This window comes from Shewanella sp. Pdp11 (assembly GCF_002838165.1).
In the GTDB taxonomy this organism is placed as follows: domain Bacteria; phylum Pseudomonadota; class Gammaproteobacteria; order Enterobacterales; family Shewanellaceae; genus Shewanella; species Shewanella hafniensis.
Genome location: NZ_CP015194.1, coordinates 4,119,612 through 4,138,849 on the forward strand (window position 1 = coordinate 4,119,612; position 19,238 = coordinate 4,138,849).

Annotated in this window: 13 protein-coding genes; 5 read left to right on the forward strand and 8 right to left on the reverse strand. The window is 46.8% G+C overall.

Features of this window, described 5'->3' with window-relative positions:
* The first annotated feature begins 115 nt into the window (after positions 1-115).
* The gene (locus AYJ58_RS18135; RefSeq protein WP_106651192.1) at positions 116-2,533 is read left to right on the forward strand and encodes a Lon protease family protein; all 2,418 of its coding nucleotides are present in this window, start codon (positions 116-118) and stop codon (positions 2,531-2,533) included.
* A 76-nt stretch (positions 2,534-2,609) separates the two neighbouring features.
* On the opposite strand, the gene AYJ58_RS18140 is transcribed toward AYJ58_RS18135, so the two are convergent.
* Positions 2,610-3,677, reverse strand: a complete 1,068-nt coding sequence (locus AYJ58_RS18140) for an alkene reductase (protein ID WP_106651193.1) — start codon at positions 3,675-3,677, stop codon at positions 2,610-2,612.
* A gap of 133 nt (positions 3,678-3,810) precedes the next feature.
* Between AYJ58_RS18140 and AYJ58_RS18145 the strand changes: the two genes are divergently transcribed.
* The gene (locus tag AYJ58_RS18145; RefSeq protein WP_106651194.1) at positions 3,811-4,392 is read left to right on the forward strand and encodes a TetR/AcrR family transcriptional regulator; all 582 of its coding nucleotides are present in this window, start codon (positions 3,811-3,813) and stop codon (positions 4,390-4,392) included.
* Between the two features lie 306 nt (positions 4,393-4,698).
* Here AYJ58_RS18145 and AYJ58_RS18150 read toward each other — a convergent pair whose 3' ends face one another.
* On the reverse strand, positions 4,699-4,923 hold the full coding sequence (locus AYJ58_RS18150) for a TIGR02922 family protein (RefSeq protein ID WP_106651195.1): 225 nt from the start codon (positions 4,921-4,923) through the stop codon (positions 4,699-4,701).
* 329 nt (positions 4,924-5,252) lie between these two features.
* The gene (locus tag AYJ58_RS18155) at positions 5,253-6,821 is read right to left on the reverse strand and encodes a methyl-accepting chemotaxis protein (RefSeq protein ID WP_106651196.1); all 1,569 of its coding nucleotides are present in this window, start codon (positions 6,819-6,821) and stop codon (positions 5,253-5,255) included.
* Between the two features lie 419 nt (positions 6,822-7,240).
* Between AYJ58_RS18155 and AYJ58_RS18160 the strand changes: the two genes are divergently transcribed.
* Positions 7,241-7,963: a YebC/PmpR family DNA-binding transcriptional regulator gene (locus tag AYJ58_RS18160; RefSeq protein ID WP_006085103.1), complete on the forward strand. Its 723-nt coding sequence runs from the start codon at positions 7,241-7,243 to the stop codon at positions 7,961-7,963.
* A gap of 64 nt (positions 7,964-8,027) precedes the next feature.
* On the opposite strand, the gene AYJ58_RS18165 is transcribed toward AYJ58_RS18160, so the two are convergent.
* Positions 8,028-9,668: a carotenoid oxygenase family protein gene (locus tag AYJ58_RS18165; RefSeq protein WP_106651197.1), complete on the reverse strand. Its 1,641-nt coding sequence runs from the start codon at positions 9,666-9,668 to the stop codon at positions 8,028-8,030.
* A gap of 14 nt (positions 9,669-9,682) precedes the next feature.
* Complete coding sequence (locus AYJ58_RS18170) at positions 9,683-10,192, reverse strand: DUF2141 domain-containing protein (RefSeq protein WP_106651198.1); 510 nt, start codon at positions 10,190-10,192, stop codon at positions 9,683-9,685.
* A 183-nt stretch (positions 10,193-10,375) separates the two neighbouring features.
* Here AYJ58_RS18170 and AYJ58_RS18175 point away from each other — a divergent pair, with 183 nt between their 5' ends.
* Together AYJ58_RS18175 and AYJ58_RS18180 are read left to right on the forward strand one after the other, a co-directional pair.
* Positions 10,376-11,539 (forward strand): sensor histidine kinase, encoded by a 1,164-nt coding sequence (locus tag AYJ58_RS18175; RefSeq protein ID WP_106651199.1) that lies wholly within the window; start codon positions 10,376-10,378, stop codon positions 11,537-11,539.
* Between the two features lie 28 nt (positions 11,540-11,567).
* Entirely contained in the window at positions 11,568-12,218 is a 651-nt protein-coding gene (locus tag AYJ58_RS18180; RefSeq protein ID WP_106651200.1) for a response regulator transcription factor, read from the forward strand.
* A gap of 93 nt (positions 12,219-12,311) precedes the next feature.
* Here the strand turns inward: AYJ58_RS18180 and hpf are convergent, their stop codons facing one another.
* The 3 genes from hpf to pulA form a co-directional block, all read right to left on the reverse strand.
* Positions 12,312-12,668 carry a ribosome hibernation-promoting factor, HPF/YfiA family gene (hpf, locus tag AYJ58_RS18185; protein WP_006080817.1) on the reverse strand — a complete coding sequence of 119 codons (357 nt, stop codon included), beginning with the start codon at positions 12,666-12,668 and terminating at the stop codon, positions 12,312-12,314.
* Between the two features lie 248 nt (positions 12,669-12,916).
* Entirely contained in the window at positions 12,917-14,485 is a 1,569-nt protein-coding gene (locus tag AYJ58_RS18190; protein WP_006080816.1) for a methyl-accepting chemotaxis protein, read from the reverse strand.
* 336 nt (positions 14,486-14,821) lie between these two features.
* Positions 14,822-19,144, reverse strand: a complete 4,323-nt coding sequence (gene pulA / locus AYJ58_RS18195) for a pullulanase-type alpha-1,6-glucosidase (protein ID WP_106651201.1) — start codon at positions 19,142-19,144, stop codon at positions 14,822-14,824.
* Between the last annotated feature and the right edge of the window lie 94 nt (positions 19,145-19,238).

Sequence of the window (19,238 nt, forward strand, 5' to 3'; positions counted from 1 at the left end):
GCTGCAGATAACTATCCCTAAAGACATAAATCAGCAATAACGGAGTTTTGATTGACAAAAATGCTATCTTATTGTCTACAATGAAAATAATAAGGCTGAAAAAACAAGGATATTTATGCCCACTGACGTCGTATCAAGCCAAGCCACCCTACTCGACAGTAAACAACTGTATCGCATTTGCGAACTCGACCAATTAAGTACAGATTGCCAGTCCACAGCCGAGCTCACTCCACTTGATGATATTGTCGGCCAAGAACGTGCCCAGCAAGCGGTAGAGTTTGCAATGGGGATTAAAGAAAAGGGCTATAACATTTACGCCATCGGCCAGAACGGTCTAGGCAAACGGACCATGATGCTGCGTTATTTAAGCCGTCACGAGCCAAGCGATCACACGCTATACGACTGGTGCTACGTGGTTAATTTCGATGATACTCGCTGCCCTAAAGTACTTAAACTCGCTGCTGGTACTGGGCTTGAATTCAAAAAAGCCGTCGAAAAGCTGATGCTCAAACTTGTCAAAGCTATGCCTTTAGCCTTTGATAATGAAATGTATTATGCCCGCACCGAAAAGCTAAAAAGCCAGTTGGCACAGAAGCAAGAAGTCGCACTCACTGAATTAACCGAAGAAGCAAAACAAAAGGGCATCAGCCTCAGTTTGACCATGCAGGGCGACTATCAAATGGTCGCGCTCAATGGAGAAGAACCCCATGACGAAGCCTCATTCGACGCCTTGACCGATACTGAGCGCAGTCAATTTGAAAGCAATATCAACGGTCTAGAAGTGAAACTGCGCGGTATTATTCGCCAAATCACAGAATGGGAAGAAGAATTTAGCGACAAGCAACAAGAGCATGACGAGCAAGTCGCCAAAGAAGTGTTAATCCATTTTATTAAACCACTCAAAGATAAGTTCAAGCACCAACCCGAAGCGCGCACTTTCTTAACCGGTATGCAGGCGGATATCTTAGATAACCTAGATATTTTCTTAGAAGAAAGTGAAGAACAATTAGGCCTAGCTTATGCTTCCTTAGAAAAGAAAATGCCCCGCCGCTATCAAGTTAACGTTTTGGTCGGCCAAGGCACTCAAAAATTCCCCATAGTCGTTGAAGAAAGCCCGAGTTATCACAGCCTATTTGGCTATGTGGAAAACGCCACATTTAGAGGCACAGTGTTCACCGACTTCTCACTTATCCGTCCCGGCAGCCTGCACAAGGCGAATGGCGGCGTATTATTGATGGATGCCGTTAAAGTATTAGAGCGCCCTTACGTGTGGGACGGACTAAAGCGCGCACTGCGTTCACGCAAACTGGATTTAAGCTCACTCGAACGGGAAGTGTCTCTATCGGGTACGATTTCCTTGGCACCTGAGCCTATTCCATTAGATGTGAAAATCATCCTGTTTGGCGATCACGAAACTTATCAGCTGTTACAGCACTATGATCCTGACTTCAGTGAGTTATTCCGCGTTACCGCCGATTTTGAAGATGTGATGGACAGAACCTCAACTTCTGAGGCGCACTATGCCCGCTTTATTTCGAGCATAGTTCACGACAACAACATGCTACATTGCGACCGTGCGGCTATAGCACGCATCATAGAATACAGCTCGCGGGAGGCCGAAGATCAGCAAAAACTGTCGCTACACTCAGCCAATATTGCCAACCTACTGCGGGAATCAAACTACTGCGCTAAATCGGCAGGCAGTCAGCAAATTTTAGTGCCGCACGTTGAGCAAGCACTGCGAAATCAAGAGCAAAGAGTCTCGCGTCTGCACGACAACATAATGCAGAGCTTTACCAACGGCACGACCTTGATTAGCACTCAGGGCAAAGTGGTTGGGCAAATCAATGCCTTATCCGTCATCTCGACCTCAGATCATCAGTTTGGTATGCCCAATCGCATCACAGCAACCACAGCGTTTGGTAAGGGTGAAGTGATGGATATCGAGCACAGAGTCAAACTTGGAGGCCAGATCCATTCTAAGGGCGTGTTGATCTTAACCGCTTATTTAGCCTCAGTTTTAGGTAAGACGGCGCAAATCCCGCTCACCACTTACCTCACCTTTGAGCAATCATACAGCGGTGTGGACGGTGACAGCGCGTCGATGGCCGAATGCTGCGCCATTATCTCGGCTATTAGCGAGCAAGCAATTAGGCAAGATATTGCCATCACAGGTTCGATGAACCAATTTGGTGAGGCTCAGCCCATTGGCGGCGTGAATGAAAAAATTGAAGGCTTCTTCGATGTCTGCAAAATAAAAGGCCGTACGCCGGAACAAGGGGTGATTATTCCTGCCTCGAACATGGCCAACCTTATGCTGCGCAAAGACATTGTCGATGCCGTGGCGCAAGGTGAGTTCCATATTTGGGCCATTACCCATGTAACGCAAGCCATGGAGTTACTGCTCGGTAAAACCGCAGGAAGTTTGCCGCAAACGGCCGCACCTAGCCAAGGGCAATATTCTCCCGAGAGCATTTTCGGCATCGCCCAGCAAAAACTCACTGCACTCAGATCCTTAGTTAAAGCGGATTAAGCTAAAGGATGTGGGATAGGCAAACAAAAAGGGTTAGCCAATGCTAACCCTTTATTTATTAAGATATTAAGTGAAATCACACTAAGCTTGCTAGCATTTCATCGCTGTAAGGCACGAGTTCAACGCCATCACGCACGCGAGCAACATAGTCAGGATTGGCAATGAATGGGCGACCGATAGCAATCAAATCAAACTTATTCGCCGCAATCGCTTCACTGGCAGTTTCAGCGCTGTAGCTTCCAACTCCCACTAAGGTTTTGCCATAGTGTGCGCGCACATAGCTTGAAGCTCTGCCACCAAGATAATCGAATTCCATGCTGTCATCGAAAATCCCAATATGCACAAAAGCGATATCGCGGGATTCCAGCTCAGGCAAGAAGTAATCGAACACTTCGCGGTCACGACTATCTGCCGCCATATTGAAATAAGCCCCTGGAGAAATCCGTAAACCGGTTCTATCTTTGCCGATACGAGCCACAACAGCATCGACAACCTCAAGCGCAAAACGGGACATATTGGCAGGTGTTCCACCGTATTCATCGGTGCGGCGATTGCTGTCATGGTGTAAGAAAGTATCAATTAAATAACCATTTGCACCGTGGATTTCGACGCCATCGAACCCAGCTTCAATGGCATTTTCCGCCGCTTTGGCGTAATCACGCACTAGGCCTTGAATATCCTCAAGTGTGGCGGGTTTTGGCGTAACATAAGTTAGCTCACGCATTCTTGGCACGCTGCCTTCAATTTTCTGCGCTGATGCCGCAAGCACATCGCCACCACCGAAAAAGTGTGGATGAGCGACGCGGCCCGTATGCCATAACTGCACAAAAATCTTACCGCCATTGGCATGTACCGCATCGGTCACTTTACGCCAGCCAGCAATTTGCGCTTGAGTAAAAATACCAGGGGTATTTGGGTAACCTTGAGCATCGGGACGAATAATAGTCGCCTCTGTGATGATCAAACCCGCTTCGGCGCGGCGTGCATAATAGGCGACCATATCATCGGTCGGCACTAAATCGGCATCCGCCATACAACGGGTTAAAGGTGCCATTAAAATACGATTATTTAAGGTAATAGTGTCATTAAGTGAGTAGGTATCGAACAGATTTGCCAAGGAATTTGGCGTGGTGTGTGTGGTCATTTTGTCAGTCCCATTCTTGAATATGCGTTCAAGATATTATTATTTGAATGATCATTCAAGTTAATTTTTGAATGTTCGTTCAACATTAGGTAGAATTCAGCCTAAGCGTTTCTATACAAGTGAATTAAATTCGATGCGTAATGCAGAGTTCGACCGAGAACAGGTACTTCGCGGCGCTATGGCCGCCTTCATGCACAAGGGTTACACCAAAACGAGCATGCAAGATCTAACTCAAGCCACGGGATTACATCCGGGGTCGATTTACTGTGCTTTTACCAATAAACGCGGCTTATTAATCGCAGCCATCGAGCAATATCAACTCGACAGAAATGTGCAGTTCAACAGCCTATTCGCTAATAGCGAAAATGTGCAAACAAACTTAAAAAATTATTTAAATCATATTGTTGCTGAATGTTTGAGTTGCGACAGTGCCCAAGCTTGTTTATTGACCAAGGCATTAAATGAAGTGGCTGAGCAAGATGTTGAGATTAGAGATATCATCAATCAGTATCTGCAATCTTGGCAGCAAGCGCTAACGCAGCAATTTACGCGCGCAGCCCAGCAAGGATTGTTACAAGGCCACCGTAGCGACGAGCAAAGAGCCCAATATTTTATGATGGGAATTTATGGTTTAAGAACCTTCGCCCACACCCATCCAGATGCCAAAACCCTACAGCATCTTGCCGAACGCTTGCTGACTGAAGTCTGCCAGTAAAACCAGTTAATCGCCTCAATGACAAATCTCTGGGCGACTAAATCGACACTGGCTATGAATACCACTGCTTAGTGGGTAATCGCTCAGATGTCATTGAGTGTTGAGCTATTGAGGATCGGTTATTGAGTTTGACGTTTTAGAAGCTAACGCCATGCAAGCCAGTGAAGGGCTATGAATAGTTCCGACATTATAAAAAAAATAAAAGAAGTATTGCTTGGAAGATCGGGACGACTATTTTTGCAAGGCTATTATGCGTCCCAAATATGAGTACTTTTGAATGGCAAGTTATTGAATACTTATCTCATTTCAGCCTAAGTTAACCTGAGCAAACACCCGCTCGCCCAATGAGTTGAGTATCTTACACTCACCTTCGAGTACGGCAATGATCGATTTTCCCTTACGAAAACTTGCCGGTATCATCACACGTCCAGCGTCACTCACAGGTAAATCAGCTAACACAGCATTGTGCATAATTAGCCCTACGGGCGCATCATAATATAGAACAGTAACAGTCGCTTGATTTGCTTGCATCACATTTAACTCACATTAAGCAGCGTCTGCTGCGTTGTTTTACGTCGCAAGAGAGCTCCCTGTCCTCTACCAATTAAAATATCCCCAAAGATATTTTAAACACTTTTAAATCAAATGATTAAGGTCTTATTTAATTTTTATATTTTTATTATGGTGCACAACACTGTATCTAACTGTGCATCTTGAGCTATTTAAGCACTTCAGCAAAAAGATGCCAATCTATTTCTATTATGTTAATCAATTACCCATCAAGGATCACATATGCAATACATCCCAAGGTGCGTTTTTATGCATTTTTTAGAGTAAATAACCTAAATGTGATGACTTATTTACTTAGCCTTAAATCCCACCCTAAATCCGCCCCAATGTTTGCCATTCACAAAAATGGGCACTGACAAGTCGTGCATCACTTCGCCCGTATCCCGTTTGTAGGTTTGCAGTAATACAGGCTCGGTATGAGCGCCACAGCGGATGCCTGTCGGATCATTAAACAAACGTTTGGTTCGATTATGCACCATATCAACTTCGACCTTACCCGTCAGTGCTTGGCTAAAGCGTTTGTTATGAGTCGGGAAATAACCTTTTTTATCAACGGCTCCCGCATAGATTATTTCGCTGTGTTTTGCCAGAATGGGTTCTTGAATCGTTGGAAAATGCTGATCGGTATAACGATCGAAAGCTGTGCTGTATTTTTGCGGCTGAGTATTGGCAATAGGTTGGTATTTAGGATTAAACAAATCCGCCTCACTAAAACTGCCGCTGGCTAAACCTTGTGCTAACTTGTCACCACAGGCTTTAGCGGCGGCATTCGCCAATTGCAAAACTTGCTGATCGAAGGTTTGTGTATCCCATTTAGACAGCGCTTTAAAAATCCCCTCAGTGGTCAAAGATAAGGTAAAGGCCTGCTCTGATACGCTATGACTCTGTTTACCCGTCGAATTTAACGAATCACGGATTTGAGTCACCGAGCGGCTAATGTCATTAGTGGTGTTGTTATATTGTTTGAGCGAATCTTCCATATCACCTAACGCATGGGCCGATTGAGTCACTGAGGCCGAAATCTCAGTGAAGTGCGCGTCTAACTCACCCATAGCGGTGACCACATCGGCGGTTTGCGTTACGACCCTTTCCATCAGTCCAGAGGTTTTATCGGTTTCGCTGCGGATTTCTAATAACATCTTGCCGATATCTTGGGTCGCACCTGCGGTTTTACCCGCAAGGCTGCGTACTTCGTCAGCCACTACCGCAAAACCTCGACCCTGCTCTCCCGCACGAGCCGCTTCGATGGCCGCATTTAACGCCAACAAATTCGTTTGTTCGGCAACGGAGTTAATCACTTCGGTAATTTTTTGGATTTCTTCGGCTCGCGACTTAAGCGCCTGCACTTGCTCAGCGGCAGTATCAATATCCGTACTCAGTGAACGAATGGCCGCTACACCTTTTTGGGCTTGGCTACGCCCCTGCACGCTAACACGCTCGGCCTCTTGTGCCTGACCTAAAATATCGGCGGCATTATCGCCAAGTTGGGCCGTAGTATGGCTCAATTGCCCCGCGGCAACGGCAATGGCGCTTGCATGCTCACCATTTGATTCAATGGATTTGTTCAGTAAATCAATAAAATGTGACACTTCAGCCGAACCAATAGCAATCTTACTGGTTTGCACACTGATATCATGGGCGGGAAGGCTTTGCTCTTGTAATACCTTAGTATTTGCCTCATCGGTGTCGAGCTTAGCCTTAGTTGCGCGCAAACACACCCACACCACTAAGCCAGAGGTGATTGCGCCCAAGATCAGCGCCTGCACAATGCTCGGAAGATGCAGTCCCTCGAGCAATAAACTTCCCAGAGTAATCAGCATGAAACTGATGAAAATTAAGGTTTTTTGTTGTATTTCCATATACTTCCCGTAACTGAGCAAGATAAAAATGAAAGGGAAATGCTAAAAGTCGAATCATTAGCCCTCGTTCAGCCGCTATCGATTACAACTGACTAGGAAGGACTCACCATGATAACGCTCAAGATTTATAGTTTTAGTCTATTTCTCTGAATAAGCTAGAAAATTTATCTCGCTAGATAAACAAAGTAGCAGCCAACTATCATCAACAGTCTCGCGTGTGTATGGCATTAGACATTAGTATTAATTTCGCGTGATTTAGTCTTAGTCCATTCTCAAGTTTACCCCATCTGAAAAAGCCAACTTTGCCCTCAAATGCGTGCCCCGTCGCCTTCTCGGTAATAAATCACATAGGGACGACTGCACTTATGCCAAGAAAACTGCTAATATCGGCGCAATTTTTTTGAGCTAACGAGATCAAGATGGGCAGAGCATATCAAAACAAGAAAGAATCCATGGCGAAAACAGCCGGTCAAAAAACCCGCATTTATTCACGCTACGGTAAAGAGATTTACGTCGTCGCTAAGCAAGGCGGCGTTGAACCCGATGGAAACTTATCACTGCGTCGCTTGATTGAACGCGCTAAGAAAGACCAAGTGCCAGCGCATGTTATTGAACGCGCAATCGAAAAAGCCAAAGGCGGCGGCGGTGAAGATTATGATACCGCCCGTTACGAAGGTTTTGGTCCTGGCAACTGCATGGTTATTGTTGACTGCCTAACCGATAACGTAAAACGTACCTTCACCGAAGTGCGTCAAGCCTTCGTGAAAAACGATGCCAAACTCGGCGGCCCAGGCACTGTTGGCCACATGTTTGATCATCAAGCCGTATTCGTGTTTGCGGGCGATGACGAAGATGCAATTTTAGAGCTGCTGATGATGGCTGACGTTGATGTGAGCGATGTAGAGCTGGAAGATGGCTTAATCACAGTTTACGCGCCGCACACTGAGTACTTTAAGGTCAAAACTGCACTGACCGAAGCGATGCCAGAAGTTAACTTCGAATTCGACAACATCACCTTCGTACCGCAGGACATGACTAAAGTTGAAGGTGAAGATGTGGCTATGTTTGAAAAGTTTATCGCCGCTTTAGAAGATTGTGATGACGTACAAAACGTCTATCACAATGCGGAAATTGAAGACTAATCACCACTTTCGCCTGAAATAAAACGCAGCCCTAGGCTGCGTTTTTTGTTTATAGGTCAACATATTAAGCGTTAATGAAACAACCGTGAAACCCTAACGGTAATACCCTGTTCATTTGAGCCGAAGCGATGGGGCCCGCACTGATGTCACTGGCACGAAACAAAGACAAACCAGACAGTGCATTGTGGTAATCGAGCCAAGTCATCAACAAATAGGCTTCATGCTGCTCAGTGGCGGGGATATAGAGCGGCTCTTCGGCAATCTTGCCTTTGCCAAGATAAAACGCGCTATAGCTCGTATCGCTAAGTGTATCCTCACCGTGCTGGCTTCTGTCTTTTGCATTATGAATACAATACAGAGTGTTACTCAGTCCTGATTCAGATTCGGCTTCATATTTAAAGGTAGAATTAGCACCAGAATTAATAGCAGAATCTGATCTTGCTCCGACACCAAATAGCGGGACAAAATCCGAAGCTCCGCCCGTTTTCTCAGCAAGCTCTTTATTGCTCTTAGTGTGCTGCGCAAACTGGGGAAACTCCATCATCACACCGCTGCGGTTAATACGCGCAGAGGAAGGCAATGTCTCTGCAAGCTGCGTTTTGCTAGCTGCTGTTAGTGGTGCTGTGAGCGGAACAATTATGGTCACTAACTCGGCATGGGGTGTTTTTGTTTTACGGGCGCCCGTCAGTAACCCCTTCATCCCTTGCGTTAAAATCGTCGAATTGGGATAGAGACAAAGCTGCACTGACAGTTCGTCATTCTTCTCAATGGCTTGGCCAAAGTGAAACACAAATCCTGCAGGCAGTGGGTGTAACTGACGCGCTTTAAAGTCAGCTTTGTCGATAACCAGTAATTGCGATGGCAATTCGGGTCGCCATTTAAAAGCATCGATATAAGTTTCGCCCTCTTCATACACGCAAGATGAAATATAAAACACTAGCTTATTCTCACTCTGCGCAAAGGCATGTAAGTAACTCGCCTGCGGTAATTCAATCACTTCCATTCTGGCAATGCTGTCATCGGCTGCCACTTGATACACAAGTAATTGCTTCTCGCCGCCAACATACCAGACGCCAAAATTCCACAACCCACCTTGTCCGTCATCGAGTGGATGGGCGGAAAAGGGTAAACCCTTAAACTTATCGCCAAAGCTTTTCACGCCAAACGTGGTTAATGTATGGGCATCGAGTCGATAGGGTGAACCCGCCTCCCACAAAGCGAGCAACTCGCCGTGGCGCGGTAATAAACTGGTGTTAGCCACATTCAAGTCATCGTTATTGCGAATAGGTAAAGCATTGGGGATCACTGTGCCTGCGGTGGTGTACTTAAACGTTCCAGCGGCCTCCTCCACTTTAAACTTCTTTGTTTGGATAAACTTAGCCTGATGCTGAACTTGCCCATTGGCCACACTAAACTGCTGCACCATGCCATCGCCATCGAACCAATGTTGATATGCCTTACCCGCCCGAGACATTTTCGCTGGCCCATTACGATATAGATTGCCGCTCAATTGCGCTGGCCATTCGCCCGAAACTTGCATAGTGAGTGGCTGATAGTCGCCTTCCGCCCCGTTAAAACCTATAGCCCATGGTGCACGGGCAACCGCTTGTGCGTTATCTAGCGCCAGTAATTTATCCACTGAACTTGCCCAAACCGCGGTCGTCATGAGGGCGGCAGAGCCTGCTAGAAATTGACGTCTATCCATGGTGCAGCCCTCCCTTAACGAATGTGTACAGTGATTTGCGCATCAGCCTGCAGGCTAAAACTGGCGTCTTTAAAGCTCGCTGGGCCAAAACTACCGGCGTTATTGCTAAAACCATAGCCTTCACTCGGCACACCTAACATATTGGTATCTAAGCTATGGTTGTTGTTTTCATCGTGGAAGACCTTAACCGCATATTGACCATCGGCGAGATCGCTAAATACCAGTCTGTGCTCTGTCTTAGTGACGGGCTTTATCATAGATGCGCTAGGATTATGGCCTGCTGCGTAATCCTCGGCATTGGCATAGAGCGCCACCATCAAGGCTCCGGTTTGTACTTGAATATTATCGATATCCACAGTCAGGGTATGTGTCTGGCGGTCTGTGGACATGGCGCCTGCCGACATACTTCCTGCAGACAAGAGCAAACAAGCTAAGCCTGCGCCCCAAAGCGCTGATAACGTCCTTTTGGTCATATTTGCTCGGCGAATCTGGGTTGTTGTCATCGTTAAGTTCACGTGTTTCATGTCTTACTCCTGCTTTTTGCGCTGATAAGTGATTGCGATGGAGTTAGCTTAAAAAATCACAGGACTAAAAACAGGTGCCAAAAGTCATGAAACAAGAATTTAACAAGATGACTTTTGGCATAGTGACATCTGGCGCTGATACCTTAGAATGGTCGGCAGAATTGGATTAAGGAATCGTCATTCGTGCTAGAAAATCGATTAGCGAAAGAAGAAAATATGTTAATTGCCGCAGGAGTGCTCACTTGGGCATTAGTGGCTTGGGTTGGGATAAATCAAACCGCATTGCATGCATGGCAAGGCATGCTCAATGCCACGCTTTATGGGCTGTATTTAGTGGCATTTATACTGATCGCTACCGATAAAGTGGCGCATAACAATATTCTGTTTCGCCGCCTTGCCACACTAGCAATGCCGTTGATTGTGTTGAGCTTATTGCTCACAGCAAACCATGCATTGCTGCCGATCCTCTTCGTTATTTGGGCATCACTATTGCCTGAGTTTTTTAATCGCCGCCAAGCCATTTCACAGCTGCTGTTAGCCAACCTTGTTTATTACGCGCTGCTGCAATGGCATTGGCATGAACAAAGCAATGTGTTCAATATTTTGATTTATCTTGGCTTTCAATTCTTTGCCTACAGCAGCAGCCAAGCAAGGCTTTCCGAGCGTAAATCACGCTTGATACAAGAACAGCTAAACCAACAGCTCATCGCCACCCGAGCCTTACTTAATCAAGCCAGCGAACAGCAGGAAAGATTGCGGATCTCCCGCGATTTGCACGACATTCTCGGCCACCAGCTCACAGCACTCTCTCTGCAATTAGAAGTACTGAGTCATAAAGCGCCAGAAGACCTCAAACCTCAAGTTAATCAAAGTAAATCCTTAGCCAAAGAGCTACTTGAAAGTATTCGCGCCGTCGTCAGGGCGCAAAGAGTGCAAGTCGGATTGGATTTAGTCCCCCCTCTAGAGGCGTTGATGACCCGCTTACCCAGCGTCACTCTTACCTGCAATGCGATGAAACCGCTACAATCAGCCGAACTGACTCAGGCACTACTGTTAGTGCTGCAGGAAGGCATCAGCAACGCCGTGCGCCACGGCAAGGCGAATCAACTGCAACTGAGCATGGAAGACTCCCAAAACGCATTGGTATTGCAACTGAGTGACAACGGCATGGGGCTAACACGGGGAACCGCACGAAACGTATCAGCTAAAAACGGCACAGAACTAAACGGTACAGGGCTCGGCGGCATGCAGGAAAGGCTACAACCCTTTAATGGCAAGGTGCAGCTAAGGGCGAATGACTCGGCGCCCGGCTGCCAACTCACTCTCACACTCCCTGCACTCGCTTAATTTTTATTAAAAACGCTTTGGAATCAATATGGATATGCAAAACAACATCATCAGTGTCGGCTTAGTAGAAGATCAACAATTGGTTCGCCAAGGGATCGCTAGCCTGCTCGCCATTTCCGACAACATTCGCGTGTTATGGCAGGCCGAAGACGGCCAAGATGCACTCAAACAGCTTGCCAGCAATCCCGTCGATGTGCTGCTCAGTGATATCCGTATGCCAAATCTTGACGGCATCGCCATGCTCAAACAGATACGCCAGAGTGCCAATCGCTTACCTGTCATCATGTTGACCACCTTCGACGACAGTGAGTTATTCCTTAATAGTTTACAGGCCGGAGCTAACGGCTTTTTGCTCAAGGACGTGTCACTCGATAAGTTACTGCACGCTATCGAAACTGTCGCCAAAGGCGGCTACTTGATTGAGCCTTCGGTACTCAAACAGATGAGTGAGCCTAAAGCTGCACCTAGCGTTGGGGTAACTAGAAATGAATTATTGTCGGAACGGGAGCGGGAAATTCTCAGTTTTATGGCGGGCGGCTTCTCCAACAAAGAAATCGCCAATGCGGTATTTTTAGCGGAGGGCACAGTAAAGAATCATGTCTCTAACATACTCACTAAACTCGATTGCCGAGACCGCACCCAAGCTGTACTCAAGGGCTTACAACTGGCGTTAATTTAACCCATTAGCATTCTGGAAAAAATCATAGCCAACAAAAAGGGCCAGTTAAGGCCCTTTTTGTGCTCACCTAAGGCAGTGAGTAATGACTAAAACCTAACGAAGCTCCATCTCTTGAATAATTTCATGGGCAATGGCTGGCGTTGTGCAGCTCGGGGTTTCATGTAAATCTGCTTTTAATTGGCCTTTACGGTGCTTAAGTGCTGCATCTAATTTTTTCGATGCGGCCTTGATAGCTGGGTACATCACCTCATCGGTACCCGAAGCGGAAATGCGGCTGCCTTCATAATTGGTTCGAATTTCAACCTGATACTCGCCATGCTCTTTCGCAATAATGATATCCAGTGCGATCAGAGAGGGAAAATGAGTGGCGATCTTAGCAAATTTCTCGTTAACATCTTCTCTAATAGAATCAGTAACATCGACGTGGTGACCAGAAATATTTATTTTCATAGGTTGTCCCTTTTAATGTCATTACTTTTATTTTCGCTTCACTACTAGAGCTTGGGGCATACAGAATAAAACACAAGGGATATTGGCAAATATTTCGATCAACTCAGGTATTAGCATCTCCTAAATGTGACAGCCATCAAGAAGTTGAAAATAAAACTGTCTGAAAAATGCGATTAAGTGATTGATTTATAACCAGGCGTTGATAGTAAATCAATCACAAAATTCAATGCGACCTAAAGTAAATACACTTAATATTTACGTTGCACACTCTGCTGCCAAAACTGTTGTGACAGATGATGCGTCTTAGTCGATAGACGCGACACTTGGTCGCCCCGCGCCGCCGCATCGAGCGTCTGCTCTAAACTCTGCTGAGCCAAATCGCTGATCACATGAATAGCACGACTGATTTCAGCGGCCACTGAGGTCTGCTGGGTCATAGCGGCGGCATTATCATCACTTAAGGAGTTAATCCTTGATATAGATGAAAGCAACTCGCCAAAAGCAACACTGGCTTCCTGCGCTAAGCCAACCGAACGTTTAACCTGCTCTTGTCCCGCCATCATAGTCGAAGTCGCCCTTTGAGTACTTTCCCTAAAGCGGCTAACAATTAATTCGATTTGCGAGGTAGATTGGCTAGTACGACTCGATAATTGTCTGACTTCATCGGCCACCACGGCAAAACCGCGGCCACTGTCCCCAGCCCGCGCCGCTTCAATTGCCGCATTTAAAGCTAACAGATTAGTTTGATCGGCAATGGCGCGTATTACTTCAAGCACTTGGTGAATTGCACGGCTATCTTCTTCAATCGTTTGAACCACATCGGAAAAGTGACTCACTTGCACACTCAACTGATGAATCGCCTCTATGACTGTTTCTAAACGTGAATGACCGCGTTGAGCCGCCTCGTGGCTCGACACCATTTCAGAGGCGGTGCGGTGAATATTGCCCGTCACTTCGGCAAAACTGGCGCTCATCTGCTCCATCGCTGTTGCAGCCTGCGTCGTTTGCTCACTCTGGCTATCGGCGTGCTCCCAAGTGTTGGTAATGGTTTGTTTAAGATTGACACTTTGAGATTGGATTTCACTGGCAGAATCCGCCATGCGCCCGACAACGCCACCAATTTCGGTGATCAAAAAGCGCAGAGCAAGATCCAATTTTCCAATCTCATCTTGGCGGCCGGTATACACGCCCGTCGCCACAGGATCGTCAATAATATTAGTCGCCATCGACACGAGTTTTTGCAGCGGCTGCATCAGGAAATACCATGCTAGGCACGCTATCGTCATCCCCGCAATTGCAGCACCAATGGGAGAATAACTGGCAATCATTGTCGTAGTCATAATCGAAATCAGCATGGCCAGCAGTATCTTACCACTGAAACCTAGCCTATCTTTGCGCAATGCTTTAGGTTGCTTGCCCTGATTTATATCGCTGTAAATACGCTCAGCAGCTTTAATCTGCTCAGGGGTCGCTTGACGGCGAACAGATTGATATTCGTGAATTTTACCGTCTTCATACACAGGTGCGACATAGGCATTTACCCAGTAATAACCGCCATTTTTAGTGCGATTTTTAACGATACCCATCCAAGGTTTACCCTGCTTAATTCGCTCCCAAAGGATCTTAAACGCAGCTGCGGGCATATCTTGATGACGCACTATGTTATGGGGATTCCCTTGCAACTCAGCAGCACTAAACTCGCTAATCTGCGAAAAAGTCTGATTCACATATTTGATGTTTCCCTTCAAATCCGTCGTGGAGAGTAAAATCGCATTATCTGACAGGTGTGTTTCACCATTCTTAGAGTTTTTATGCATAGGGTTATCAGGTTAGGTCTAGGTAAAAAAGATAACGAGCATTCTGCCAAAACGTCAGAACATCAAAATTGATAAAGCTCACATTGGCAGCATAAAAATTAACCTAAAGCTAAACAAGCGGTAACCGCTAGACACACCTAAACAAACAACTGTGACAAGACTAACAAGTCAGAAAATCCATATCTTGTTTCGCTCACAGTTATTAGCCTTACTCCTATATTGGTAAATTATCAGCCCCTGCTCAGGGTAATAAAAAACCACCTTAAGCTCACACTTAAGGTGGTGTTACATTCACATCGTATCCACTGCGAGTGAACCGTGGCTCCCTGCGATAATTTAGTTAACCTGAGTGACCGTTAAGCTTGGCGATTTAGGATCGGGGCCCGTCACAGTAAAGCGATAAGTGGCCGCCGCTGGCGCATTAAAATGCATATTGGCGCCCTTTGAAGCCAAGACTTTTAACCCATCAAGTGCCACAGCTTCATCGCCCGCCACAGCACCAAAATCGACACTAGACCAATCTGATGAGGCAATTTTGAACTCATTATCCCCTGCGACTAGTGCAATATCGACACTGTAAACCGAGGCGCCTTGATAGACTAACGTGTCCACTGTGCCCCAGCCATTCATGCCACCACGAATATAAACCGTGTTCGCACCAAACATCGCCGTTTTATACACGCTGAGTTTAGGTTCATTACGATTTGAAGCATCAAATATAAAGCTGTAGGTATCATCGCTGTCGAAGGTGATGCTCATATTGCCGCCTTTGACCGCCAGCAATTTCTCTTGATTGAGCACAACGACACCATCGGCTTCACCGGTACCATAATCTACCGTAGACCAATCACTTGACGCGAGTTTAAAGCCCTTAGTACCTGCCGTGATGGCGAGATCAACGCGGTACATCCCACCGCCCATATACTTGACTTCGTTATCCGTCCCCCAAGCATTCATATCACCACGCAGGTACACAGGCGTGCCTACAAATGGCTCTTCGTTATAAACGCTTAATACAGGATGGTCCTTATCCGATGCATCGAGGGAGAACACATAGGTTGCCGTTATCCCCGCGGAAAAATGCAGATTTCCGCCCTTCAAAGCTAGCGCTTCGGCCATACCTTCATCAACTTGCGCGACATCAGCACTAATGGCACCAAAGTCAACGGTATTCCAATCTGCCGAGGCAATTTTGAAATCATAGTCACCGGCATTCAGTTTGATGGCAATACGGTATTCGCCAGCGCCGACGTAGGCGAATTTATCAACTTCACCCCAGCCATTCATGCCGCCACGGACAAATACATCGGTACTGCCATAGGGCACAACATCAGGCGCACCAACAGTGGCATTTGCCGAAAGCCCCGCCCCCTGAGCACCGCTCTGTTTTTTCACAAATACAGCCGTGCTGTAGGCCGGAACCGTAAATGTACCTTCATCCACACCTTCACTAAAGCTTGCGCCGCGGATTTTGGCATCAACCGAGTTTGCTTGTACTTCGTGTAAGCTAAAGCCTGCTGCCGTTGGCACTGTGTGAGACTGCTGCGTTGCGCTGCCGTTGATCATCACCACTATGGCATCGACTGCCGGGTCGAGATCGCTAAGACCCACACCGTCGTCAAGGCTCATGACGATGACACCTTGTTGCTGACGTTTACCGACGTTATGGAATCCCACCCGCTCAATAATGGTCTGCTCATCGGTCAGGCGGAATAATGGACTCTGATGACGTATACGTAAAAACTCGTTAAATACCCCAGAAGCCAATTCGATATCCGACATGGACGCCGCCGCATTTGGGTTAGCAGCAATACCCGCAATCTGCGTCCATTTGCTGCTGTTATCCTGCGCTGGCGGTAAACCTACATTCCAGTTATTGCTGTTGTAGGTAAAGTCGACATAGTTAAACCAGTCACCCGAGTCATAACTGTTTCTGTCCATCGATTTTGAGCGCAGTAAATCACCACCCATTTGCAGGAACGGCACCCCTTGGCTCAAGAGTGGAATACTGGCAGCCATGTTTTGAACTCGCACACGATTTTCAATACTCAAACCAATGGCATGTTTATACTGCAGGATATCCCACAGGGTTTCGTTATCGTGCTTAGACACATAGTTAATACTGTCGGCAGGATCGAGAGCATAAGCACTCGGTTGTGAGTTCCAGCTAAAGCTACTGCCCTTAGCAGAATTGCCATTAAAGTCTTTGAGTACATAGTTTTGTAAGTTACCCGCCAATGATAAGCGTAGGGTATCTTGATCCCGCAGGTAGTCATCCTTTGCCTCAGTCGCAAACAATGCGCCACCACGCACCGCCTCACGAATTCTGTCATTAAAGGTGCCCACTTCGGAGCCTGCCATATTGGCTTGGGTTGCCTGCTCGAATAAACGATTATCGGCTACTTCACCAAAGTTCCATCCTTCACCGTAGAAGTAAGTGTCTGGATCGACGGCCTGCACTGCGGTTCTCGCATCAAGAATACCTTGCTTAGGCATGTGTCCCATCACATCAAAACGGAAGCCGTCATAGCCATATTCTTTGGCAAGCAAAACTAATGAATCAGTGACAAGTTTGCCCATCATTCGATGTTCAGTGGCGGTATTTTCACAACAGGTTGACTGTTCCATCGCGCCAGATACAGGGTCGTATCTGTGGTAATAACCAGGAACGACCTTATCGAGCACAGCGTTAGCATTCACGCCAGAAGCGCTCGTGTGGTTGTACACCACATCCAACACGACTCTGAGGCCCATATTATGTAAGGCTTGGTTCATTTCGCGCAGTTCAAGCACTCGCGCCGTACCCTCTACCACTGTGGCATAACTGCCTTCAGGGGCAAAAAAGTGCTGCGGATCGTAACCCCAGTTAAAGCCATCTAAACCACGCATAGCATCCACTAATGCCTGCGCATCGCTTGAGCCGGGTAAGCTATTCGCCAAAATACTCTCTACCGTTGCTGACTTGTTTTGGGTTTTACAGGCATCGGCCACATCATTGATTTTGCCGCACAAATTGGCCAGTGTGTCGGTCATTTCGATACGTTCACTGGCATTTTCATTGACCGTCGCCATATCGGTGGCGGGCAACACATGGAAGTGCGTTAAGCCATTATCAACCAGCTTTTTAAGGTGTTCAACTGGCGCAGAACCTTGCTCGGTAAAGGCCAAATATTTACCACGGTGGGCGGCACTGGTGCTCTGATCTCGAATACTAAAATCACGGATATGCCCCTCGTAGATCACCGCATCTTCTGGATGCGCAATAGCGGCAACGGTTTGGTTATCCCAGCCGTCTGGTTTAAGGTCCGCATCATCCAAATTAATAAACTGGCTAAAACGGCCGTTACTCGACACATTTAAAGAATAAGGGTCAGTGCTTTCTAACGACTCCAGTTTTTTGGTTGTTGGATGGTACACACTGAGCGCATAACGATAATAGAGACGATTAAGGCTAGCATCACCGCGATAGGACCAGATACCAGTAAGACTATCTAAGGCCATGTTCTCAGTGCTTTTCAGTGTTTTATTGGCATCGTAGACTTTCAATTTTACATCTTGGGCAGTTGGTGCCCACACTGAAGCAATAATGTTCGCCCCATCGTAAACCACACCGAGCGCAGCTTCATCAGCATCTTGGTCGCCCTGGGTGTAAAGATCATCAAGCACCTTGGCCGCTTGCACATAAGTTGCGCCAACAGGTTTGTTATCGGCATCGTAAGCGACTAATACTAATTGATCTTTTGCAATAGCTTTGGCTTCATCCGCAGTAAAATTAGCAGTATAAGCAGGCCAATCTGCCAGCACTGGCGATAACGCTTTTTGTGCATCACTTAAGGTTGCTGGCGTTAAGGTCACTTGGGTGCCACTGATCACATTATTATCATCGGCGGCGATATCGGCCTTAGCTGAATAATGCAATTTCACACTTGTTACCCCCTGCGGATCTTGGTTCCACACAAAGGTATTGCGATCTAACCAATGGGCACTCATACCTGAAATAGAGAAACCAGTCTCAAGGATCGGATACTCATACACATCCGACTCGCCGTGGATGGTGAAATTCACGCGTACATAGGTCGCATCGTCCTGCACCAGGGACATGGTTAAGTTGTTTTTACCTAAGGCCTTACCCGCATCATCCGTACCGGCATGCACAATAAAGTTGCCGCAGGCACCATAACCTTCCTTCAGATTGAGGATCCAATAGGCGCCATAATTAGGATCAATACCGTCGAAGGGATGGCCGTTGGCCCAATCGCTGGTATCAAAGGGAGCGGCATAGGCATCACACTTTTCATCGTTCCAAGTATGTAATTTGTACTTAGGATATTCAGCGTTACTCGCAGTATTGTTTTTATCTTTAATGCGGTTGTAATACAGCACAGCCTGATTGGCCTGCGGAAATACGCTGGGCGCGGGTAATGAGGGATCTAAGCCGTTTATACAGCTCTCGTTTTTAGGATCAGGGAATTTTGGTGCCTTACAACTAATAGGCGTTGGTGCTACGCAGCTTGTGCCCGTGGCATCAGGCACCATAGGCACATCGCAGGTTAATAGCACTTTACCTGGTTCAGATGAATCGCTACCGCCACAGGCCGAGAGTAAGCTCATACTCAGGGCTAAGGCCGACAGTTTAATAAGATTAGAGATACTCAACATGAGTGGTTTCTCCCAATTTGCGAATAAGACGCCGTGAAGCAAAATGGCGCAACATGTAATGGATTTAGGCTCTGTGCGTTTAAGCACACCAACT